General features: G+C 28.8%; 22 protein-coding genes, 3 tRNA genes and 1 riboswitch. Of the genes, 9 read left to right on the top strand and 16 right to left on the bottom strand.

Going from position 1 to position 20,899, the window contains the following annotated elements; translation table 11 throughout:
* On the top strand, positions 1-954 hold the full coding sequence (locus tag LXD69_RS10910) for a transketolase family protein (protein WP_246915388.1): 954 nt from the start codon (positions 1-3) through the stop codon (positions 952-954).
* Between the two features lie 82 nt (positions 955-1,036).
* Here LXD69_RS10910 and LXD69_RS10905 read toward each other — a convergent pair whose 3' ends face one another.
* Positions 1,037-2,056 (bottom strand): FKBP-type peptidyl-prolyl cis-trans isomerase, encoded by a 1,020-nt coding sequence (locus tag LXD69_RS10905; RefSeq protein WP_246915386.1) that lies wholly within the window; start codon positions 2,054-2,056, stop codon positions 1,037-1,039.
* A 76-nt stretch (positions 2,057-2,132) separates the two neighbouring features.
* Between LXD69_RS10905 and LXD69_RS10900 the strand changes: the two genes are divergently transcribed.
* Together LXD69_RS10900 and LXD69_RS10895 are read left to right on the top strand one after the other, a co-directional pair.
* Positions 2,133-2,522, top strand: a complete 390-nt coding sequence (locus LXD69_RS10900; protein WP_246915384.1) for an RNA-binding S4 domain-containing protein — start codon at positions 2,133-2,135, stop codon at positions 2,520-2,522.
* Positions 2,523-2,590: 68 nt separating this feature from the next.
* The gene (locus LXD69_RS10895) at positions 2,591-3,085 is read left to right on the top strand and encodes a phosphoribosyltransferase family protein (protein WP_045968188.1); all 495 of its coding nucleotides are present in this window, start codon (positions 2,591-2,593) and stop codon (positions 3,083-3,085) included.
* Here the strand turns inward: LXD69_RS10895 and LXD69_RS10890 are convergent.
* Positions 3,077-3,592, bottom strand: coding sequence for a shikimate kinase (locus LXD69_RS10890; protein ID WP_317236291.1), 516 nt, complete (start codon positions 3,590-3,592; stop codon positions 3,077-3,079). The genes LXD69_RS10895 and LXD69_RS10890 overlap by 9 nt on opposite strands.
* A 129-nt stretch (positions 3,593-3,721) precedes the next feature.
* Between LXD69_RS10890 and LXD69_RS10885 the strand changes: the two genes are divergently transcribed.
* The 4 genes from LXD69_RS10885 (at position 3,722) to LXD69_RS10870 (ending at position 4,824) form a co-directional block, all read left to right on the top strand.
* Positions 3,722-3,794: transfer RNA gene (locus tag LXD69_RS10885), tRNA-Lys, on the top strand.
* A gap of 25 nt (positions 3,795-3,819) precedes the next feature.
* Positions 3,820-3,892: transfer RNA gene (locus LXD69_RS10880), tRNA-Lys, on the top strand.
* Positions 3,893-3,935: 43 nt separating this feature from the next.
* Positions 3,936-4,017, top strand: a tRNA-Leu gene (locus tag LXD69_RS10875).
* A 309-nt stretch (positions 4,018-4,326) separates the two neighbouring features.
* The gene (locus tag LXD69_RS10870; RefSeq protein ID WP_246915382.1) at positions 4,327-4,824 is read left to right on the top strand and encodes an ecotin; all 498 of its coding nucleotides are present in this window, start codon (positions 4,327-4,329) and stop codon (positions 4,822-4,824) included.
* Positions 4,825-4,972: 148 nt separating this feature from the next.
* Here LXD69_RS10870 and LXD69_RS10865 read toward each other — a convergent pair whose 3' ends face one another.
* The 6 genes from LXD69_RS10865 to LXD69_RS10840 all read right to left on the bottom strand — a co-directional run bounded on the left by LXD69_RS10865 (position 4,973) and on the right by LXD69_RS10840 (position 8,590).
* Positions 4,973-5,563, bottom strand: a complete 591-nt coding sequence (locus LXD69_RS10865; protein ID WP_246915379.1) for a TetR/AcrR family transcriptional regulator — start codon at positions 5,561-5,563, stop codon at positions 4,973-4,975.
* A gap of 16 nt (positions 5,564-5,579) precedes the next feature.
* Positions 5,580-6,326: an HD domain-containing protein gene (locus LXD69_RS10860; RefSeq protein ID WP_045968180.1), complete on the bottom strand. Its 747-nt coding sequence runs from the start codon at positions 6,324-6,326 to the stop codon at positions 5,580-5,582.
* 265 nt (positions 6,327-6,591) lie between these two features.
* Complete coding sequence (locus LXD69_RS10855) at positions 6,592-7,119, bottom strand: DUF4252 domain-containing protein (protein WP_045968179.1); 528 nt, start codon at positions 7,117-7,119, stop codon at positions 6,592-6,594.
* Between the two features lie 4 nt (positions 7,120-7,123).
* Entirely contained in the window at positions 7,124-7,648 is a 525-nt protein-coding gene (locus LXD69_RS10850; protein WP_045968177.1) for a DUF4252 domain-containing protein, read from the bottom strand.
* An 8-nt stretch (positions 7,649-7,656) separates the two neighbouring features.
* A complete protein-coding gene (locus tag LXD69_RS10845) occupies positions 7,657-8,094 on the bottom strand; it encodes a hypothetical protein (RefSeq protein WP_246915377.1) in 438 nt (145 codons plus the stop codon).
* On the bottom strand, positions 8,075-8,590 hold the full coding sequence (locus LXD69_RS10840; protein WP_045968173.1) for an RNA polymerase sigma factor: 516 nt from the start codon (positions 8,588-8,590) through the stop codon (positions 8,075-8,077). Before LXD69_RS10840 ends, LXD69_RS10845 begins: the two co-directional genes overlap by 20 nt.
* Positions 8,591-8,769: 179 nt before the next feature.
* Here LXD69_RS10840 and LXD69_RS10835 point away from each other — a divergent pair, with 179 nt between their 5' ends.
* Entirely contained in the window at positions 8,770-10,206 is a 1,437-nt protein-coding gene (locus LXD69_RS10835; protein WP_246915375.1) for a S41 family peptidase, read from the top strand.
* 74 nt (positions 10,207-10,280) lie between these two features.
* Here LXD69_RS10835 and LXD69_RS10830 read toward each other — a convergent pair whose 3' ends face one another.
* The 6 genes from LXD69_RS10830 to LXD69_RS10805 form a co-directional block, all read right to left on the bottom strand.
* Positions 10,281-11,267, bottom strand: a complete 987-nt coding sequence (locus tag LXD69_RS10830; RefSeq protein WP_246915373.1) for a T9SS type A sorting domain-containing protein — start codon at positions 11,265-11,267, stop codon at positions 10,281-10,283.
* A 27-nt stretch (positions 11,268-11,294) separates the two neighbouring features.
* Entirely contained in the window at positions 11,295-12,257 is a 963-nt protein-coding gene (locus LXD69_RS10825) for a T9SS type A sorting domain-containing protein (RefSeq protein ID WP_246915371.1), read from the bottom strand.
* 12 nt (positions 12,258-12,269) lie between these two features.
* Positions 12,270-13,559, bottom strand: a complete 1,290-nt coding sequence (locus tag LXD69_RS10820) for a YncE family protein (protein ID WP_246915369.1) — start codon at positions 13,557-13,559, stop codon at positions 12,270-12,272.
* 58 nt (positions 13,560-13,617) lie between these two features.
* On the bottom strand, positions 13,618-14,691 hold the full coding sequence (locus LXD69_RS10815) for a YncE family protein (protein ID WP_246915367.1): 1,074 nt from the start codon (positions 14,689-14,691) through the stop codon (positions 13,618-13,620).
* Positions 14,692-14,696: 5 nt separating this feature from the next.
* Positions 14,697-16,520: a TonB-dependent receptor plug domain-containing protein gene (locus tag LXD69_RS10810; protein WP_246915365.1), complete on the bottom strand. Its 1,824-nt coding sequence runs from the start codon at positions 16,518-16,520 to the stop codon at positions 14,697-14,699.
* A 104-nt stretch (positions 16,521-16,624) separates the two neighbouring features.
* Complete coding sequence (locus tag LXD69_RS10805; protein ID WP_246915363.1) at positions 16,625-18,571, bottom strand: TonB-dependent receptor plug domain-containing protein; 1,947 nt, start codon at positions 18,569-18,571, stop codon at positions 16,625-16,627.
* Between the two features lie 78 nt (positions 18,572-18,649).
* Positions 18,650-18,864, bottom strand: a riboswitch (cobalamin riboswitch).
* A gap of 60 nt (positions 18,865-18,924) precedes the next feature.
* Between LXD69_RS10805 and LXD69_RS10800 the strand changes: the two genes are divergently transcribed.
* Complete coding sequence (locus LXD69_RS10800; protein ID WP_246915362.1) at positions 18,925-19,449, top strand: energy transducer TonB; 525 nt, start codon at positions 18,925-18,927, stop codon at positions 19,447-19,449.
* 155 nt (positions 19,450-19,604) lie between these two features.
* Here the strand turns inward: LXD69_RS10800 and cobC are convergent, their stop codons facing one another.
* On the bottom strand, positions 19,605-20,129 hold the full coding sequence (gene cobC / locus LXD69_RS10795) for an alpha-ribazole phosphatase (RefSeq protein ID WP_246915360.1): 525 nt from the start codon (positions 20,127-20,129) through the stop codon (positions 19,605-19,607).
* Positions 20,114-20,896, bottom strand: a complete 783-nt coding sequence (locus LXD69_RS10790; RefSeq protein ID WP_246915358.1) for an adenosylcobinamide-GDP ribazoletransferase — start codon at positions 20,894-20,896, stop codon at positions 20,114-20,116. Before LXD69_RS10790 ends, cobC begins: the two co-directional genes overlap by 16 nt.
* Between the last annotated feature and the right edge of the window lie 3 nt (positions 20,897-20,899).

The following is a 20,899-nucleotide window of genomic DNA, read 5'->3' as shown; positions in this document are numbered from 1 at the left end:
ATGAAAAAATATACAAATACAGGAAATAAAGATACACGTTCAGGATTTGGTGCTGGTTTAACTGAGCTTGGTCAAAAAAATGAAAATGTTGTAGCACTTTGTGCTGATTTAATTGGATCGTTAAAAATGGATGATTTCAAAAAAAATCACCCAGAACGTTTCTTTCAAGTTGGAATTGCAGAGGCAAATATGATGGGAATTGCAGCAGGAATGACTATTGGAGGAAAAATTCCTTTCACAGGTACTTTTGCTAATTTCTCAACAGGTAGAGTTTACGATCAAATTCGTCAATCTATAGCCTATTCTGATAAAAATGTAAAAATTTGTGCTTCTCATGCAGGTTTAACACTTGGTGAAGACGGAGCTACTCATCAAATTTTAGAAGATATTGGCTTAATGAAAATGCTACCTGGAATGGTTGTTATTAATCCATGTGATTATAACCAAACGAAAGCAGCAACTATAGCTATTGCAGATCATCATGGTCCTGTTTACCTACGTTTTGGTCGTCCTAGTGTTGCTAATTTCACTCCTGAAAATGATGAATTTGTCATTGGTAAGGCTGTTATGCTAAATGAAGGAACAGATGTTACTATTGTGGCAACAGGTCATTTAGTTTGGGAAGCCTTAATTGCTGCTGAAAAATTAGAAGAAAAAGGAATTTCTGCTGAAGTAATCAACATACATACTATTAAGCCTCTTGATGAAGAAGCTATTTTAAAATCAATTTCAAAAACAGGTTGTATTGTAACAGCAGAAGAACATAATATTTTAGGTGGTTTAGGTGAAAGTGTATCCCGAACATTGGTATCTAATAATCCTGTTCCTCAAGAATTTGTAGCCGTTAATGATAGTTTTGGAGAAAGTGGAACACCTGCTCAATTAATGGAAAAATATGGTTTAAATGCTGATGCAATTATTAATGCAGCAGAAAAGGTTATAAAAAGAAAGTAATATATTTTCAAATTGCATAAAAAACGCCCAACTTTAAAGTTGGGCGTTTTTTATAACTTATTTTTATTTACTATCGAAAATATTAATGACAATTTCTATCTAAATGCTTTCTCAATCTTGCTGGTGTAGTAAAATCATTAGAACAACTTGGAATTCCTTTTAATTCTGTTTCATCTTCAGGTGTAGTCGGATCATCAAGTACTATATTAAATGGATAATATTTCAACAATCCTGCCTCTCCTTCTGGTTTTTTAATCTCTGTTTTAGTAACAAAACCATCTCCATCATCATCTATATCAAGAAAATCTGGTATTCTATCTCCATCTGTATCATCATTAAAGTAATCATTATCATTATTCAAATCTTCATATACACTTAGCACTCTATCCCTATCATGATCATTTTTTTTAAGTTTATATAACTTTGTTTGAAAAGCAATTGGTTTATAAGCTCCAATACCTGCTCTTGGTGAACTAAAATAAGCTAATCCTGATGGAATAAAAACTAATACATTTCCATAATCAGACCATGTTAAAGTCCCATCTGACTCTAAAGTAGGAGCATTAGGAGACGTTCTTACTTTTGACAATATTTGTCTAAATCCAGAAATTGAAACTGGGTCAAACTGACCTAACTGAGGAAATGTAAACCATACTCCTTGATCATTTTGATCAAATATTTTATTTTCTAAATTCCACCCTTTATATCCCACAAGTGTTGAATCTACACTTTTTGGAAACTCTCCTCCTCCTTCATTCAAAACAATATAATATAATTTATAGTCTACATCATCTGGAAATCTTCCATCAGTAAAATTTGTTGTCCTTGCGTCGTTTTTAACTGTAACAGATTGTAAAGGGTAATCTAATTGATCCCATATAGAAACCTGTCCTGCATCAATACTATCTACTGTAGCATCCAAATCTGCATCAACAGTAAGATAAGTAGCTTTTAAATATGCTTCTATTTCAGCAATATTTTCATCATACACATCTTGTCTATTTCTTAACTCGATGGAAGAATTTGAACTATCATCTTTGTTACAAGAAATTACTAACATGGCTACCATGACAAAAAAACTACTCTTAAAAATATTCTTCATTTTCATAAATTTTGTGTTGCAAGATACAATTTTACTTTATTTTTGTATAAAAATTAACAATGATTTTTGATTAAAAATGAGAGTAGACAAATTTTTATGGTGCACCCGTTATTTTAAAACTAGAAACATTGCATCAGAAGCTATAAAAAAAGGACATGTAACCGTAAATGGGCAAGTTGCAAAAGCCTCAAGAGAAGTATATCCAACAGACAAAATTGTATTAAGAAAAGATCAGATTAATTATCAATTAACTATTTTAGATATTCCTCCTAGCAGAGTTGGAGCAAAACTTGTTGATATTTACAGAAAAGACACCACTCCAGATGAAGCTTTTGCTCATTTAGAATTACTTAAATTAAGTAAAGAATATTACAGAGCTAAAGGAGAAGGAAGACCTACGAAAAAAGACAGAAGAGATATTGATGATTATACAACTGAAAATGATTCTTCAACTGATTTTGAATAAAACATCATTGAAAAAAGTATATTTTCAAATAGCCCTTTCTTATTTAATTATAAAAACAATACAATAATATGCAAAATATCATTTTAAATCACCAAGAAATCCAGCATAAGATAAAAAGGATTAGCTATCAAATATTTGAAACTTTTGTTAATGAAAAAGAAATTATTATAGCTGGAATTTCAAAAAGCGGATATGTTTTAGCTGAAAAAATTTGTGAAGAATTAAGAATAATTTCAGATTTAGAAATAACACTTTGCGAAGTGAACATTAACAAACAGAATCCACAAGAAAAAATTACTACTTCAATTTCGAGTGAATTATATCAAAACAAAGGCTTAATTCTTGTAGATGATGTATTGAATTCTGGCACAACCTTAATTTACGGAGTAAAGCACTTTTTAGAAGTTCCTTTAAGTAAATTTAAAACCGCAGTGTTAGTTGATAGAAATCACAAAAAATATCCTGTAAAAGCCGATTTTAAAGGATTGTCTCTTTCTACATCTTTACAAGAACACATTCAAGTTGTTTTTGAAAAAGACAATAGCTATGTATATTTAAGTTAATCTCAAGATTATTTCATTTGTAATTTCTTCTATAGATTTTTCATCAATAGATATTATATACTTTGATTGCAAATAATAATAGCTTCTATCAAACAGATGCTTTCGTATGTAATCATCTAATTCATCTTTTGACAAACTAGCTATTAAGGGTCTATTCTTTTTTTCGTCTTCAAGCCTATTTGAAAGCGTTTTAATAGACCCTTTTAAGTAAAATGATACTATATCTTCATTTTTTAAAACTTCATGATTATTTGCATAGCATGGAGTTCCTCCACCAAGTGCCAAAATAAACGTATCATTATTCTGTATAAAATCTCTAAAAACCATACTCTCTTTCTTTCTAAAATAGATTTCTCCTTTTCTTTTAAAAATATTTTTCACAGTATCTTCTTCTCTATCTTCTATTATTTTATCAAGATCATAAAAGGGAATTCCTACATTTTTAGCAACTTCTTTACCAATTGTAGATTTACCTGATCCCATGTAACCAATTAAAACGATTTTCATAATATAAATAATTGTCTAAAAACTAAGGAGTTAAAATATATTTTTAAAAAAAATGTAAATTTATGCAAAAAAATCCTTGGAAAATAAAATATACCCCTTATATTTGCACCCGCATTGAAGGAAATAAATGACTTGGTAGCTCAGTTGGTAGAGCACATCACTTTTAATGATGGGGTCCTGGGTTCGAGCCCCAGCCAGGTCACAATTTTTTTAACACTTCAAGCATAGACTTGGTAGCTCAGTTGGTAGAGCACATCACTTTTAATGATGGGGTCCTGGGTTCGAGCCCCAGCCAGGTCACAGAAAAAGTTAAGCAAAAAATGCTTAACTTTTTTTTATTTATGGCCATGTGGAGGAATTGGTAGACTCGCCATCTTGAGGGGGTGGTGTCGCAAGACGTATGGGTTCGAATCCCATCATGGTCACTTAAAGCTATATGGCAAGAAATACTGCCATATAGCTTTTTATTTATACGATAACAACCAACTACTTATATACTATTAGTTTTTATTTAATTTTAAAAACATTTTTTAAGTTTAAAACTCCGTAGAAGCAACTTAACAGTGTTCATAATCTTCACAATGTTAAGGATTGCATAAAACTAATTTCAGAACCAAATAAAACGGATAATTTTATCAACTAATTAGATTTAGATTCTTGTTAAAAAATACATCATATTTTCAAGTATAATAATTTCTGGCACAAATATTGAAATCAGTCATAAAAAAATAATTATGAAAGCACACAAACAAATCAGTTTCTTTTTTATCGTATTTTTATGTTTAAGTAGTATATCCGTTATAGGGCAATCATCCGTTTCTAAAGTTGACTTGTCTATTTATCCAAAACCTGAAAAAGGCTACAAACAAATGGTCATTGAAGTTCCTCATTCTAACAATGATGACGCTAAGAAAATAGAATTTACAGTTGGTAAATGGATGGAGGTTGATACATGTAACAAACATGGTCTTCAAGGATCTTTAGAACAGAAAGATTTAAAGGGATGGGGTTCTTATTATGTATTCAAATCAAATGGAAATAGTATATCGACTCAAATGGCTTGCCTAGACAGCAATAAAGTTGATCGATTTATTACTGCTCCACCTCAAATAACAAGATACAATGGCAGATCTCCTATTGTTATCTATGTTCCTGAAGGATTTGATGTACAGTTTAAAATATATAAAGCAGAAGCGGATATATATCAAGCTAGTGAAGTTATACGTAAATAAAATTACTTCTTAAAGCGTCAAAATAAAAGAATTATTCCATGATGAATAGCTAAAATAATTCAAGACCAGAGATCACTTCGACGGTTTTTTAAAGATTTCTAAAAGCGGGGTATCATAAAAAGATGCTTGTGTAAACATACAATCTTAACTATTCAAGATTATTTAAATAAGTTTTAAGTTCTTTTAAATAAGTATGGTAACACTCATCATTATTAGATATTTTACTAAAATTTCTGATACCCCAATAACTTGATAATACAAAATGAGCAACTTGCTTTGTATTTATATTATTACTTAGACAATTGCTTTTAATTGCCTCTTTTAAGGCATTTTCCATACTTTCCTGCCATTCTAATACAACTTCATTAAGCACTTTTGTGAATTCGGAATTCCAAGGTGTCATTTCTTGTACCAAATTTCCAATAGGACAACCATATTCAAATGTTAAAACTGGATTTTTTAATAAAAGTGATTTCATTACCAAATAGATTTCTTCAATTGGTTCTGAGGTGTTTTCTAATGGACGGATTAAAGAATTATACATAGTTGGTTTAACAATCTCATTGATAATGGAAATTCCCATTTCATCCTTTGTTTTGAAATGATAATAGAACGCTCCTTTAGTTACTTTTGTTGTGGCTATAATTTCATCTATACTTGTTGTTTGATATCCTTTTTTATAGATTAATTCAAATGCTTTTTCAAGTATTGTATATCTTGTATTTGATGCTTTTGTCATGAAAAAATATTAATAATTAAAAATTAGTATCTAATCTATTTTTATTCGCTAATTTATTAAATCCCATTTTATAAAGTATATCTGCTCTTGTATTTTCTTTATGTTTCAACTCTTCTATAGTTTGTATAATATCATCTTTAAAATCAATTCTTGAATATTTCTTATGAGTAGCTTTAATAAATTCATTTGGAAGTTGAAAATAATGAGACCCAATAACATCCATAGCAGCTCCTTTTGATAACAAATAAGCTTCATTTCCAAATTTCACTTTATCTACATTAGGATATAAATGCAAATCAATAGCTTTTTTTACAAGATTTGCATTATTAGTATCCATCCCATTTTTCAGAACAAAATTTTTAGCATAGTCTCCACCATAATTAGCAAAACATTGTTGACTGCAAATATGATTGTGTTTATCTGTTAATCCTGAATCGTGTAAAATAGAGGATATAAATAATAATTCATTGTCTGTTTTTATTCCTTCAGAAATTGCTATTCCTGCACTCCAAAAAAAAGTTCGATAACAATGTTTTAAAAGAATAGGATTATAGATATCATTTGCTTCCTCGATAGCTAACAGCGCTAATTTTGAATCTGGAATTGTCAAATCGTTAAAGTTAAATTTAGCATACGAATTCAACCCTAATTGAGTTAAAACTCTCTTTATATTTTCATTTAATGTAGACTTTATAAGTGAAATCTTAAATCTTGAAATTTCATTTTTATTCAAAATCCCTAATTGTGTAAAATTATCTTGCATTGCTTAATTGATTAGTTATTTTACAAAAATACACAAAACATACTAATTAGTATGTTTTGTGTATTAAAAATTAGTTAATATAAATCACTAACAAAGTGGACAATCTCGATACAAAATTTGGAGTTGATACTTAACTATATTTAAAAAACGGGTTCAACTATAAAAAGTTAAACCCGTTGAAATTCTGTTTACGTATAATTTTAAAATTATATTGACAATTATTTTTACTTTATTCCAATAAAAAAAGCCCAAAACTGGGCTTTTTTTATTTCAACATATTTTGCAATGCCTTAAATTCATCTAGCTTCACGTCTGATTTATTAATTAAGCTAATCAAGTTCATAATCCGCGTAGGATTCATATCATCACCTAAGATTCTAACTACTGCAAATCCGTTTTCTTTACTATTTGCAAATAGTACAAATTCATTAATCTTTTCTTCATCACCTACATAATAAAGCGCTCCTCCTTCACTTCCTGAACCTATCTTTAAAAGTTCTTGATATGCTTCATCTTTAAGTAATCCTTTAACTTTTTCTTTCTCTACATCATAAACTTTTACATTTAATGAATCTTTCTTAAAAGCCAAAATATTCATCTTTTCAAAAGAGCTTAGTGTTTCTTTATCTTTTTGAGACAATGTTAATTTCTCTGTATTAATTATTGAAGGTGTAACATCTAAAGAGATAAAGTTTGAAGATTCAGAGTTTTCTACGAAATATTTCTGTAAACTTCCTTTATTGTTACAACTAAACAATACAATTGCCATTATACCTAATATAATTTTTTTCATTTTTCTATTTTTTAGATGCTTTTTTCAATTCATTTCCTCCAGGAAGATTCATCTTCTCAGTTAATGCTGAAATTTCATCTAAGTTAAAATTCCCAGTTAAAGATAGAACAATTGCTTGATTTTCTTTATCTTCAGGAGATTCTATAAACATTAATAATTCTTTAACGATATTAGCTGAAGCTCCTGATTTTACATAAATATTAACTTTTTTTCCGCCATCACTAATTCTCATTAATTCTTCAAGAGGGTTTGATTTTAAATAGCTTGCAACAGTTCCTTTCATATCACTAGCTACTTTTACATTTCCTGTCATAAATACCTTTAAATTATCTAATTTTTTAACTAGTTCTATAAATTGCTTTTCGGTTCCTTTTGCATCAACTTCAATTTTCCCCATTAACTCAAACATCTTCTTGTTCACAATGATTGTTTTTACTACATCGCTATCTTCATATTTATCAAATGTTGATTGAGAAAATCCTACTGATGCAAACATCATAAATACTATACCTAAAATTATTTTTTTCATTTTCTTAATTATTTAAAAATTGTTTTTTTTGTTTTTTCATACTCTTTTAAGATGACAACACTTTCTACTCCGTTATTTACTTCTTCAGAAAGCATTTCGAGGGCTTTTTGTGTTTCTACAAATGCTTCTTCAGGATTAGTATATGTTCCTAAATCAACATCTGAGGAATTATTATAAAAATATCCCACTGTTCCAAAAAAAGCAACAATTACAGCAGCTACTCCTATCCACTTCCCATATGAATGCTTTCTAGATTGTAATGGTAGGGCTTTAGTATATTGTTGTTCTTTTTGATTTTCGAAATAACAAAACAAAGGTTTATACTGAACCAAATGTGATGCTACTTCTTCAGAAGAAAAATAGGCCTTTAATTGTTTCTCTTCTGCTATACTTAATGTACCTTCTAGGTACTTTTCTAATAATATTTCAACTAACTTTAATTCCATGATTGTGTTTTTCTAACAATTTCTCTCTTATCACTTTTCTAGCTCTTGAAAGAGCTACTCTAACTGTTGCTTCGTTCATATCTAATATGGATGCAATTTCACTAAATTCATATTCTTCTACATCTCTCATTTGAACGATAATTTTCTGTTGTTCTGGTAGTTCATCAATAATTTTCTCTACCCAGTTCCAACTATCTTTATCTTCTACTTGTTTATCAACTCCTGCTGAATTATCTCCATAATTACTATGTACTAATTGCAAATTTGATGCCCTTTTTGATTTTAACTGGTCTAAACAATAGTTCTTTGTAATTGTCATTGCCAAAGCTTCTACACTATTATATTTTAATAGACCATCATTTTTATTCCACAAACGAACTAATACTTCTTGAGTTGCATCTTCTGCTTCTTCAATACTTATTAACAACCTCTTTGCTATTCTAAAAATTTTATCTTTAAAAGGAGAAATGATATGTATAAACTCCTGTTGTTTCATTTTATTTAGTTGGTTTTAAATACAGACGAATGTAAATTAATTTTGTTACATTAAAAAATAAACCTATTTTTATTAATCAATACAATTTTCGGTCTAAAATGAGCTAAAGTCCTATAAATAAGAAGAAACGCTCATTATAATTTAATTATTTCAACCCAAATAATAAAAAACATTAACTAATGAAAAAAAGAATTTATTTATTATCTAGCCTATTTCTAGCGCTCTTTATTACTTTCAGTTGTAGTGATGATTTTGATGATAATCCGCAACGAACAAGTGTAAATGATTTTATTTGGAAAGGATTAAATCAATATTACTATTGGCTTGAAGATTCACCTGATTTGGTTGATAATCGTTTTTCAACAAATAGTGATTATCAAAATTTTTTAAATTCTTTTTCACCTCCAGAATCTTTATTTGAACATTTAGTGGTTGATAGACAAATTGATCGTTTTAGTGTTATTTTTTCAGATTACGACGCACTTGAACAAACTTTATCTGGAACACAAAAAAGTAATGGTGTTGACTATGAATTACGTTACAAAACAGGTAGCTCAACAGAATTATTTGGATGGATAAGATATATTTTACCTAATTCTGATGCTGCTTCAAAAAACATACAAAGAGGAGATTTTTTCTACGCTGTAAATGGAACCTCATTAACTGTTGATAATTACCGCTCTCTTCTTAACAATGATACTTATACTTTGAATTTAGCTGATTATGATAATGGAAATATTACTTCAAATGGAAATACTGTTTCACTTACAAAAACTGCTTTTTCAGAAAATCCTGTATATTTAAAGAAAACATTTACTGTTGGAACTAAAAAAGTAGGGTATTTAATGTATAATGGTTTTTATTCTCAATATGAAACAGAATTAAATAATGCTTTTGGTTATTTTGCTTCAGAAGGAATTAGCCATTTAATATTAGATTTACGTTATAATTCTGGTGGTTCTGTAGATACTGCTACAAGACTTGCTAGTATGATAACTGGCCAGTTTAACAATGAAATATTTGGAAAACAACAATGGAATTATAAAATTCAAAATATATTTAATAATAATAATCCGGAAGAATTGTTAAATCGTTTTACAACTACTTTAGGTAACGGTTCGAGTATTCAGAGTTTAAATTTAGACAAATTGTATGTGTTGACCTCAAAAAGAACTGCATCTGCCAGTGAATTAATTATTAACGGATTAGCTCCGCACATAAACGTAGTACAAATAGGAGACGCTACAACAGGTAAAAATGTAGGTTCTATTACGCTTTATGATTCTCCAAATTTCAGAAAACAAAATGTAAATCCTAATCATCGTTATGCGATGCAACCTATTGTTTTAAAGATAGCAAATAAAAATAATTTTAGTGATTATACAAATGGATTACAACCTAGTATTAGTCAATTAGAAGATTTAAATAATTTAGGTGTTCTTGGGGAAGAGAGTGATCCTTTGCTAAATACTGCTTTAAATTATGTAGATGTTAATGGTCGTTTTTCAATTAATCAGCCAGAACATACTTTCAAACATTTTGGAGATGTTAAATCCATACAACCTTTTGGTAATGAAATGTATTTAGAAAAGGTGCCTGATTTTTTATTAAAATAATTCTACAATTATAAAAAAAACGTCTATAACTTATAGCTATAGACGTTTTTTATGTTTAAAAAGTAAGATTGTTTTTAATTAATCATTATTCTTTTTGTTATTTTCTCATTATTTACAATAACTTCAAAAATATAAATTCCTGATTTTAAATCTGATACTATTATTTGATTGTAATTTCCTTTAGGTAGGTTTTTCACAATTCGTCCTGAAAGATCAAAAACAGTAATTGCTGTTTGTTGGTTAGAATTCATGTAAACAACATCATTTGCTGGATTTGGATACATTGAAAATTCAACAATATCCTCTTTTTCACTTTTAGACATTACTCTTAAACTAGAGCCTTGATTTATAACACCTACAGCATCTAAATCAAATCCACTTGAATTGAAAGGAGTTGTAAAGGGATCGTTTATTTTATTTCCAAAACTATCATAGGAAGCGTAAGCTGCATTTATACTTCCTACAACGTCAATAATTTTTACATGCGTAACATTATTTTTATCTAATAATGCATTATTTGGCACTTCTGACAAGTCAAATGGTGTACCATAATTTATTTTATATTTTCCTGCTAAATTATGGATATATCTACAATCAACAGATCCAAAACCTCCAATTTGAGTTGCTGTTTGTGTTTCACTATGAGATGGAAATCTAAAGAAATTAACCCCATCAGAGCTTACCTCAACAAATGCTAGTTCTAAAAAGGTATCTGAGAAGCTATTTTCAAAAACAGCAAAATCATAACCTGATCCATCAATAATTGGTTGTTCAAATGTAACAATTGCAGATCCACCATCTCCAAGACTTACTACACCTAATGTACTTCCAACTGGTGCCCCTAAAGCATCACTTGATGTTCCAAAAGAAGCTAATGGACTTGACGGATTTGAGATATCTTGTTTTCCTCTCACAATTGTTGCTCCTGTAGCCCAAGCTACTATGGAAGGGCTACTTGCAGCAATAGCTGTTGAGCCTGGTTGTCCTGCTGGAGGAGCATAAGATTGTCCATTTGAAATTGTTGCAACGCATAGCGTAATTAAAAGTAACGTTTTTTTCATTTTTTTTTAAAATTTATTTGGTTGTTTTTATTGAATAATCATTTTCTTAATTTCTCTTTTATCATCAATTAATACTTCTATTAAATAACTTCCTGATGGCAAATTTGAAATATCTACAGTTGTATAATTTCCTTTTGGATAGCTTTTTATTTTTCTTCCATATAAATCATAAATTACAATAGCTGCTTGTTCTTCTAACTTTATGAATATAGTATTAGTTGCTGGATTCGGATAAATTGAAAATAAATGGAGATTAGATTCGTTCAATCCTAATGTTTTTTGATTTATTACACCAACTGCATCCAAGTCAAATCCTCCAGATTGAAAAGCTGTTGGATAAGAATCATTTATTACATTGCCAAAGCTATCATAAGTAGCATATTGGGCTTCTATACTTCCAACTACATCGGTGATTTTAATATGAGTTATATTGTTTTTATCTAATAATGGGTTATTAGGTATTTCATTTAAATCAAATGGCGTTCCGTAATTTCCTTCATACTTTCCTGCTATATTATTGAGATATTCTGCGTGTGGAGTTTCAAAAGTTCCTATTTGAGTATTTGTTTGTGTTTGACTATGCGTTTGAAAACCAAAATAATTAACACCATCTGAACTTACTGTTACAATTGCTAATTCTAAATAACTAATACTTCCATTTTCAAAAACAGCAAAATCGAATCCGTTTCCATCAATTATGGGAACATCAAATGTAATAATTGCTTCTCCTCTATCTCCTAAACTAACAATAGCACCATTAGGCATTCCAATAGCATTTGAACTTTCACCTGTTGAAGCATACCCTAAAGTTGGATCAGATATTTTTTTATAACCTCTATTAACTTGGACTTCGGTTGCCCAAGCCACAAAAGAAGAATTATTTTTATGAATTGCTGTAGAGCCAATTTGTCCATTTATTGGTGGATAAAGTTGCGAATAACTGTTTAATCCGATTAATAAAAGACTAGTTAAAAAAATAATTCTTCTCATTTCTATTTGTTTTTATTTAACAATCAGTTTTGATATTTGCTTTTTGTTTTCAGAGTTTATTTCTACAATATAAATTCCTTTCTCAAGGTTTGAAACATCAATTCCTGATGTATTATATAGTTGGGTTTTCACCACTTTCCCTGTTAAATCAAATATTTTAACAGCTACATTTTTATTTGAATTAATATAAAATGTTGTTGTTGCAGGATTTGGATATAGTGAAAAAGATGTATTTGCTAGATTATTATCTAAACCAAGGCTACTTTCTTTAGATTTATAGAAATTATTTGGAATATTTTCAACTGTATTTGTAATTACAAAATCTCCTGTTACATTGTAAATATGAGCAAATCCTGTAGCCGCATATCCATTAGCATCTGCAACATATATTTTATCATCAATTAAATCTAATCCATAAATTCCTAAATAATCTGTTACTGGTGTTGTGATAAAAGAGGTTGTAGGTAATGTTGTGTTTGTAAATGGCATTTTAAAAATATCTGAACCAATTGTGTAGTATAAATTATCTGCATCAGCAATTAAATGTGATGGATGTGTAATATTATCAAATGGTAAATCACTTACTATACTATTATCTGTCAGGTCTATTTTTACTAGTTTCCCAGTAGTTTCTGTTTGTCCTGACCAACTTGGTAATCCACGACATAATACATATAAAAAATTATCTTTAACTATCATTGAGCTTGGAAGATCTCCAACTATAATTGAGGAAACATTTTGATTGCTTATTTCAACAACAGATATTGTTGTTCCATACCCATAACCTCCTTGATGTGCAACATAAAGTTTATCATTTATAACTTCTATTGTTTCAACACCTTCAGCCATTGGTATAGTAGATTCGACCAAATTAGTAGTTAAATTGATAACAGCTAAATAATCATCGGTAGTAACACTTCCATCTCCCCAACATGTTACATATCCTTTATTATTATGAAAAGCTATATATCGCGGATTAGTTAATCCTTGATCTATCGTGGCTAAAACTTCAAACGTTTCATAGTTTACAACTTTTATAGCGCTTGACCCATTTAGAACAATATAAGCTTTATCATCAATAAAATTCATGCTCTGAGCAACATCTCCCAAAGGATCATTATTATTCGCTAGTCCAAAGATGTCACCTGTAACCTGATTATTGGTTGTCATAAAACTAACAGATGCTGCGTTACTTCCATAATTTCCTTCATTTAGAACTAAAATACCATCTAAATAAGATTGAGAAAAACCAAGAAAACCAACTAAGAAAGTTATAAGAGATAAAATGTAATTTTTTTTCATTGTATATTAATTTAAAATTCCTTTAATACTATATTAAATAAGGATGTTGTTTGTTTTTTTAATTATTAAAATAAATTCCTGTTGGAGAAACTCCAACGTCAAAGCTGTTTATTAAAGTTCCTGTTAAAGAATAAACATGTAATTTTCCATTAGAAGAATAATCATTAGCATCTCCTAAGTAAATTTTCCCATTATTAACGGCAAGACTATACACTCCATAAGCTCCTTGATTCACCGTATTAAACAATTCAGTTGTAGGTAATGAAGTATCATTAATTCCCATTTTATATATCTTAGAATCTACTGTGTAATAAAAGTTATTTGATTCATAATACAAATTAGAAGGATGCACAATACCCGAAAAAACTTTTCTTTGAGTTGTATTATCTAATGTATTTATTATGACTAATTCTCCTGTTGTTTCTGCTGATACTATTGACCAACTTGGAATTCCTCCACATAAAACATATAGATTGGTTCCTATTAATTCTAAAGAATTTGGAATATCTCCAACAGGTATAGATGTAACATTATTATCTGATAAATTTACTACCGATACTGTATTTCCTTCTCCATAACCTCCTTTATGTGCTACATATAGTTTAGTTCCATTTGAAATAATACGTTCTGGACCTTCACTAACAGAAATTGTTGAAGAAACAGTGTAAGTATTTAAATCTATAACAGCAATATAATCATCTGTACTTGATCCACCATCTCCCCAATTTGTCACATATCCTTTACCATTTGAAAAAGCAATATATCTAGGATTACTTAATCCTGTTGTAATACTCGCAACATGCAACATTGTATAACGATTTACTACTTCAATTTTTTGAGAATTGTTTACCACTACAAATGCTAATTCATTATAAAATCCAATACTTTGTCCTGTATCTCCTAATGTAAGAGTTGAATTTATCGTATTGAAAACATTATTTCTTAATGTAGAAAGGTCGTTTGATAGATAAGTAATTTCACTATTATCTGTATTGAAATTTCCTTCATTCAGAATTATTATTCCATTATCATAAGCACCTAGAGGTTCGTCTCTTAACTCATCGTCACTACTACAAGAGAAGAATAATGCTGTTAATAAAAATCCTAATAAATACAGTTTTTTTAATTTCATATTATTTAAAAGTTAAGGGTTAAGTTTATTGTATAATTTCGACCTGGCATTGGTCTTGAAAGTACATTTTGATATGGTTTATTTTCTAAGTTTAAAACTTGAAAAGAAATTATTCCTTTAATTTTTGTACCCATTGTATAATCTAAAGAAGCATTCGATAATCCATATTCTTTTAGAGTATAAAAATTATCCGAAGATGTAAATACTTTTCCATTAAAAACATAATTATAATTCAGGTTAATTGATTTTACATTTAATGTTAAACCCGTACTAAGTTTATGATAAGGAACATAAATAAGTTGTTTATCTGTTTGTTCATTTATAGATTCTGTGTATGCATAATTCCCATTGAATTGAAACAAACCAATTCTTGTTTTTTTCATCCAAGTCAATGCTGTTTCTACTCCATAAATTTTCACTTTATCTGTATTTATGGGTTGCCAAACTCCCGATGCATTTGGAACCCATCGTAACATATCTTTTAATTTAGTATAAAATGGAGAAAGTTTAATTTCAATTTCTTTAATTTTAAATATGTTATTAAGTTCATATTGTAAAGAGTGTTCTGGCTTTAAGTTGGGATTACCTAATCCTTCCCAATACAAATCATTGAATGAAGGAATTCTAAAATTTTTAGAAGAATTAATAGCAAGACTATAAAAAGAAGAAGGATTATATTTCACTCCTATTGAGTACAGTATAGGACTTTCATAATTAGAGGTTATTTCTGTCCTAACGCTTGCTTCATAATCTAGTTTCTTATCTATTTTATGAGTTAGTAAAAAACTAAATGATGTAATGTCTCTATTAATTTTTAAAACATTTGTTCCTTTTCCTGTGCTTTGTGTATGACTAACAATTGGATTAATCTTTATTTTAGAAGACACTTTATACACTAAATCATATTTAAAAACAGCGTTTTTTGCTTCTCCAAAGGAAAATAAATCACTATTTTTATTTTCAAAATATTTATATTTTTCAGTTAAAAATGCAAATTGAGTAGTAGAAATTATAGCATTATTTTCAAATTTCCATTCTATTAAATTTCTAGTATTAAAATCTTGATATTTACTCTTTGAAGGTGATGCTATTGTTCCTGAAAAAAAACGTTCTCCATCAAAAAAATGAGTTGCAAATTTTAGTACATTTTTCTCATTTATTTTATACCCAAATAAACTATTAAAGCTATTATTTTGATAGTTCCCATTCTCATTCTTTTTATTGTATCCAATATATTCATAGTCATTTTCCGATTCATTTCTTGAAAAATTTATATTCGCTGAAATCTTATCTGATCCAACATCTAATTTGTAATGTAATCCAAGAGTAGAATAACTTCCATAATTTAAACGCAATGTATTTGATATTCTATCTTCAAAATTTAAATAGGAATTTAGATGAATTGTACCGCCAATTGCTCCACTTCCATAAATCACACTTCCACCACCTGTTCTAACTGAAATAGAGTTAAAATCGAAACTATTTATAGTGTTAAAATCTGTTTGACCGTTAAATTGTGAATTAATATTAATACCGTTCCAAATTACAGCCGTTTGTTGAGCAGTTGTTCCTCTAAACGAAGGAGAAGACACCATTCCTTTTCCATTTTCTTTAAAATAAATTGTGGTATTATTTCGTAAAAGATCTGTTAATGATGTGTTGTTCCGCTGTATAATACTATCTGATAAATTAAATATAGAATGAGCCAAAGAAAAGGTCTTCAATTTACTATCGATTAAGACTACCTCTTTCAATTTCACAACAGAATCTTGTTGCGAAAAAGCAATAGAAGTATAGATAAAAATGAATAAAACGAATATGAATTTCATAAAATCACTAATCTTTTTAAAACGATAAAGAAAGTATTCTTAACTAATTTGAAAATAAAAACAGAAACGCCTCTTTGTAATAAAGAAGCGTTTTATATTAATCTTTAAAATTGAAGATTTAAACCTAATTTGAAATTTCTTCCTCTTGTTGTAAATCCACTCACTTCAACAAAATCATCATTAAATAAGTTGTTTACAGCTCCAAAAACAGAAAGTCTATTTGGTAAAATATCAAAAGATATATTTGTATGAACTAATTGGTAAGAGCTTAAAACTACATTTTTAGAAGAAAAAGTAGCACTATCATAATATCTATCTGCTCTTTGGTCTACATACTGATATTGTGCATTCCACTGAATTCTTTTTGTAAAATTCACACCAATTGATGCATTAGCTTTATGCTTAGGTAGTCTAATATTTTCTTCTTCCGAAAATTGCAAGTATGTATAATTCCCTGTCAATTGTACATTTTTTATTGGAAAAATTGTAACATTAGTCTCAATACCTTTTGTGTTTACTAACAAATCGTTATTAATATAATTTGAAGTAAAAGTGACCGGATTTGTATAAAAATCTACTCTGTTTTTTGATTCTCTATAAAAACCTACTGCATTAATAACTACTTTTTTATTTAGTAATTCCGTTTCAAAGCCTACTTCTACTGTTGTATTTTCTTCTGGTTTTAATTCTGAATTTCCATATTGAGAAAACAATTGATACAAAGAAGGTGTAATAAATGCTGTACTTAATGATGAGAGAATACGAACTGGTAAATTTTTAATTTTATAAGATGGATTAATATTATAAGTTAGATTTTCACCATAAACATTATGCATATTTAAACGCGCTCCTACATTAACATTTAATCCAAAATCAGAATTATATACAAATGTTGTATAAGGATCTATCATGTTAAATTTAGTGTTCTTATTTAAAACATTTACTGTATAAATAGACGAAGGAGTTGTTACATTATTCATATCCATAAATTGAAACTGACCTCCTAGAACAAAAAATAATTGCTTATTAATTACATATTTATTAAAAATATCAGCATTAAAATGACGTGATTTATAATCATAATTATTTAATGTTGAATTATATGCTGTATAACTATTATATAATCTCTCTAAATTTGAAAAACTACTATTTATGTGTAATTCACCTTTGTTATATTTATATATAGAATTCAAGCCTGTTCTGAATTGCTCACTTAAAAATGAATTTTTGTCTTCATCTGCAAACGAACCTGAATCATATTTATTCTTTATTTTATCATATCCAAAAAATGAAGAAATACTTAATTTATCAGTCAATTGATATCCTATTTTTTGTAAAGCATTTACTCTAGAAAAATGATCGATTTCAAAATTTTCTCCTAAAGCTTCACTCAAACCTGTAGTTTCTGTACTATTAAATGAAGTATATGATGTTAGCTTTTTTGAACCTGCACTAAATGAAAAACCTTGATTAAAATCTTGAGCAGAAGTTTTATCATCTTTTACAGAATTCATTGTTCCCAAATTAAAATAAGCTCCTCCAGAAATATTTTCCTTTCTTGCTTTTTTTAACGTAATATTTATCACTGCTGTTCCAGCATTTGAACCATAAAGCGTACTTGATGATCCTTTCATAACCTCAATACTATCTACTTGATCTACTGGTAATAATCTTAAATCATAGGTCATACTTGAACCCGAAGCATCTGTAACAGGAACGCCATCTATCATGATTAAAACTTGACGACTTCTTCCTCCACGAATGTAGTACTCAACATTCATTCCGTTACCTGTTTGATTTCCATTGATTTCAACACCTGCAACCTGATTTAAAACTGTTGCTACAGATTGTCCTTTTCGTCTTTGTAAATCATCCGCAGTAATTTTGTCTATAATTTTACCCGATTTTTCTTTGCTTTGAGCAAACTTAGTATCAGACACAACCACTTCATTTAACTGAGTTACCCTTAAAGAGTCCTTCTTTTCTTGTGCAAAAACAATACTCGTTAAGAATGTTGCACACACACTCCATCTAATAAACTTAATGTTCATTTTAGTTAATAATAGATTTTAATAAATAGGAAGAAAAGCATAGAATTTACCCATACTCAAACCTTTTTTCCCGAAAGTTTGTTACTAACGAATGTGGCAGGTCTCCTGGCTTGCGTCTTGTTATTCACCTTCCCAAGACATTGATAGAAATCAATTAACTCAGTGGTATGTAGATAATAACAAGCTTTGTAGCTTACAGTTGCGGGTACAGCTTAGGCATTAAACCTAATTCCCTTTTAATGTTGTTCTAAAAAAAGATTTTCAAAACAACAACCAAAATTCGAGTGCAAAAGTACATATATTTTAGCATATTACAAGATTTAATACTATTTTTGAAATTATATATTTTAAATATGAAATCTGTATTTACATTTTTTGCGCTTTTATTAGTTTTAAATAGTTTTTCGCAAACTACAAACGAACCTGCTATTGACAGACATAATTCTGAGCCTGTTGTGGTTCAACCAACTGTTGTAGAAGTAAGTGATTTTGATGAAGATTTAATATTACCTTATGCTTTTATAGACAAAACACCATCTTTTGTAAATTGTAAATACACTACCGAAACTGAAAACAAAGCTTGCTTTCACGAAAAACTACAAGAACATATTAAAAAACATTTAAAATATCCTAAAGCTGCAAAACAAAATAAAGTTGAAGCAAAAGCAATTGTACAATTTGAAATTTCAAAAGAAGGAAATATTACCAATTTAAAAACTAAAATCAAAGCTACAAATCAAGATTTTTATACTCTTTTTGAAGAAGAAGCCATTAGAATTATATCAAAGCTTCCAAAATTCATTCCAGGTGAGCAAAAAGGCAAAATTGTAGCAGTGAAATATGCTTCAATAATTACTTTTAGTTTAACTGATAAATAAAATTTGTTTTTTCTTATTCCTTTTTATAAAAAAGCTTTTCATTTCTTTTTCTTTTTCCTCATTTTACGCACCAAAATAATAAGACCAATAATCACATGAATAGCAATTATTGTATATAGTGCAGCCATAAATTCTTTTGAATCCGTATTCATAATTTAAAGTATTATTTTTATAATTTGTCCAAAGGTAACTTTATTTTGAAAAGCCTCTTTTAAAGGTAAATTTTGTTGGTAACATAAGAAACTTCTAATTACACCCGCATGCGTTACAATTGCGACTTTTTTATGCTGTTGTATTCTTAAATCTTCAATAAAAGAAAGCACTCTATCATATAATATTTCAAAAGATTCTCCATTTGGCACTTGAACCGAAACAAAATCTTTCATCCAAGGGTTTAACTCTTCCTGAGGAATATCATTCCAATTTTTAAGTTCCCAATTACCAAAATCCATTTCCATTAAACGTTTGTCTTTTTCAATCTTTTCATTCGAAAGAAAATCGGCTAAAACGGTGCATCTTTTTAATGGACTTGAAATTACTTTCATTTCTTCAGAAGGAAGTTGGTCTTTTATTTCTTGAAACAAATGCTCAAATGGTTCTTGAATAGTCACATCGGCTTGACCATAACAAATGCCTTTTTCACAAACAGTTTCTGTATGCCGTATTAAATAAACTTCCATAAAATTACTATTGAAATATAAAAAACAACTTCACAAACTTGTTGAGTAGCACCCAAACAATCGCCTGTATAACCACCAATCCATTTTTTGAAATAGCGCGCTAAATACCATCGAAAGATAAAAACAGGCAAAAGAACAAAAACAATCTTATAATTATAAAAAACAAAATACAGTAAAGGTAAAAATCCGAAAAAAGCAGTTCCAAAAACTTCTTTCCATGAATAACTCTTTGCAATGGGTTTGCTTTTACTTAATTCATCTTCACGAACATACTCATTAGTAAAAATAATGGTTGCTGCTGCCCAACGGCTTACAGCATGAGCCGCTATAAAAATTAAAAGAATTGTAACAATATTCGATTGAGCTGATAAAATTTCAACTAAAACACTATATTTTAAAACCAATAAAAGTAAAATTCCAATAGCGCCATAAGCACCAATAGCACTATCTTTCATTATTTTCAGAATTTTCTCTTTGTTCCAACCACCGCCAAAACCATCACAAACATCGGCAAAACCGTCTTCATGAAAGGCTCCTGTTGTTAAAATACTAGCAATCATACTCAACAGAACAGAAATAGTTACAGGTAAAATTTGAGTAAAAGCAATAAATACTACTCCTGAAAACAAACCTACAATCCAACCAATTAAAGGAAAATAACGAGTAGCCTTGTTCAAATAATCAGGATCGTGTGTAATTTTTTTTGGGCAAGGAATTCTGGTATAAAACATCAGTGCTGTAAAAAATATATCGATTTCTTTTTTCATTTT

This window comes from Flavobacterium sediminilitoris, from assembly GCF_023008245.1.
In the GTDB taxonomy this organism is placed as follows: Bacteria; Bacteroidota; Bacteroidia; order Flavobacteriales; family Flavobacteriaceae; genus Flavobacterium; species Flavobacterium sediminilitoris.
This window is presented reverse-complemented; position numbering and strand designations above follow the sequence as displayed.

Excerpts from the sequence above, each read along its gene's own strand:
- LXD69_RS10910 (WP_246915388.1), top strand. The coding sequence starts at position 1 with ATGAAAAAATATACAAATACAGGAAATAAAGATACACGTTCAGGATTT.
- LXD69_RS10905 (WP_246915386.1), bottom strand. The coding sequence starts at position 2,056 with ATGAAGAATATTTTTAAGAGTAGTTTTTTTGTCATGGTAGCCATGTTA.
- LXD69_RS10900 (WP_246915384.1), top strand. The coding sequence starts at position 2,133 with ATGAGAGTAGACAAATTTTTATGGTGCACCCGTTATTTTAAAACTAGA.
- LXD69_RS10895 (WP_045968188.1), top strand. The coding sequence starts at position 2,591 with ATGCAAAATATCATTTTAAATCACCAAGAAATCCAGCATAAGATAAAA.
- LXD69_RS10890 (WP_317236291.1), bottom strand. The coding sequence starts at position 3,592 with ATGAAAATCGTTTTAATTGGTTACATGGGATCAGGTAAATCTACAATT.
- LXD69_RS10870 (WP_246915382.1), top strand. The coding sequence starts at position 4,327 with ATGAAAGCACACAAACAAATCAGTTTCTTTTTTATCGTATTTTTATGT.
- LXD69_RS10865 (WP_246915379.1), bottom strand. The coding sequence starts at position 5,563 with ATGACAAAAGCATCAAATACAAGATATACAATACTTGAAAAAGCATTT.
- LXD69_RS10860 (WP_045968180.1), bottom strand. The coding sequence starts at position 6,326 with ATGCAAGATAATTTTACACAATTAGGGATTTTGAATAAAAATGAAATT.
- LXD69_RS10855 (WP_045968179.1), bottom strand. The coding sequence starts at position 7,119 with ATGAAAAAAATTATATTAGGTATAATGGCAATTGTATTGTTTAGTTGT.
- LXD69_RS10850 (WP_045968177.1), bottom strand. The coding sequence starts at position 7,648 with ATGAAAAAAATAATTTTAGGTATAGTATTTATGATGTTTGCATCAGTA.
- LXD69_RS10845 (WP_246915377.1), bottom strand. The coding sequence starts at position 8,094 with ATGGAATTAAAGTTAGTTGAAATATTATTAGAAAAGTACCTAGAAGGT.
- LXD69_RS10840 (WP_045968173.1), bottom strand. The coding sequence starts at position 8,590 with ATGAAACAACAGGAGTTTATACATATCATTTCTCCTTTTAAAGATAAA.
- LXD69_RS10835 (WP_246915375.1), top strand. The coding sequence starts at position 8,770 with ATGAAAAAAAGAATTTATTTATTATCTAGCCTATTTCTAGCGCTCTTT.
- LXD69_RS10830 (WP_246915373.1), bottom strand. The coding sequence starts at position 11,267 with ATGAAAAAAACGTTACTTTTAATTACGCTATGCGTTGCAACAATTTCA.
- LXD69_RS10825 (WP_246915371.1), bottom strand. The coding sequence starts at position 12,257 with ATGAGAAGAATTATTTTTTTAACTAGTCTTTTATTAATCGGATTAAAC.
- LXD69_RS10820 (WP_246915369.1), bottom strand. The coding sequence starts at position 13,559 with ATGAAAAAAAATTACATTTTATCTCTTATAACTTTCTTAGTTGGTTTT.
- LXD69_RS10815 (WP_246915367.1), bottom strand. The coding sequence starts at position 14,691 with ATGAAATTAAAAAAACTGTATTTATTAGGATTTTTATTAACAGCATTA.
- LXD69_RS10810 (WP_246915365.1), bottom strand. The coding sequence starts at position 16,520 with ATGAAATTCATATTCGTTTTATTCATTTTTATCTATACTTCTATTGCT.
- LXD69_RS10805 (WP_246915363.1), bottom strand. The coding sequence starts at position 18,571 with ATGAACATTAAGTTTATTAGATGGAGTGTGTGTGCAACATTCTTAACG.
- LXD69_RS10800 (WP_246915362.1), top strand. The coding sequence starts at position 18,925 with ATGAAATCTGTATTTACATTTTTTGCGCTTTTATTAGTTTTAAATAGT.
- cobC (WP_246915360.1), bottom strand. The coding sequence starts at position 20,129 with ATGGAAGTTTATTTAATACGGCATACAGAAACTGTTTGTGAAAAAGGC.
- LXD69_RS10790 (WP_246915358.1), bottom strand. The coding sequence starts at position 20,896 with ATGAAAAAAGAAATCGATATATTTTTTACAGCACTGATGTTTTATACC.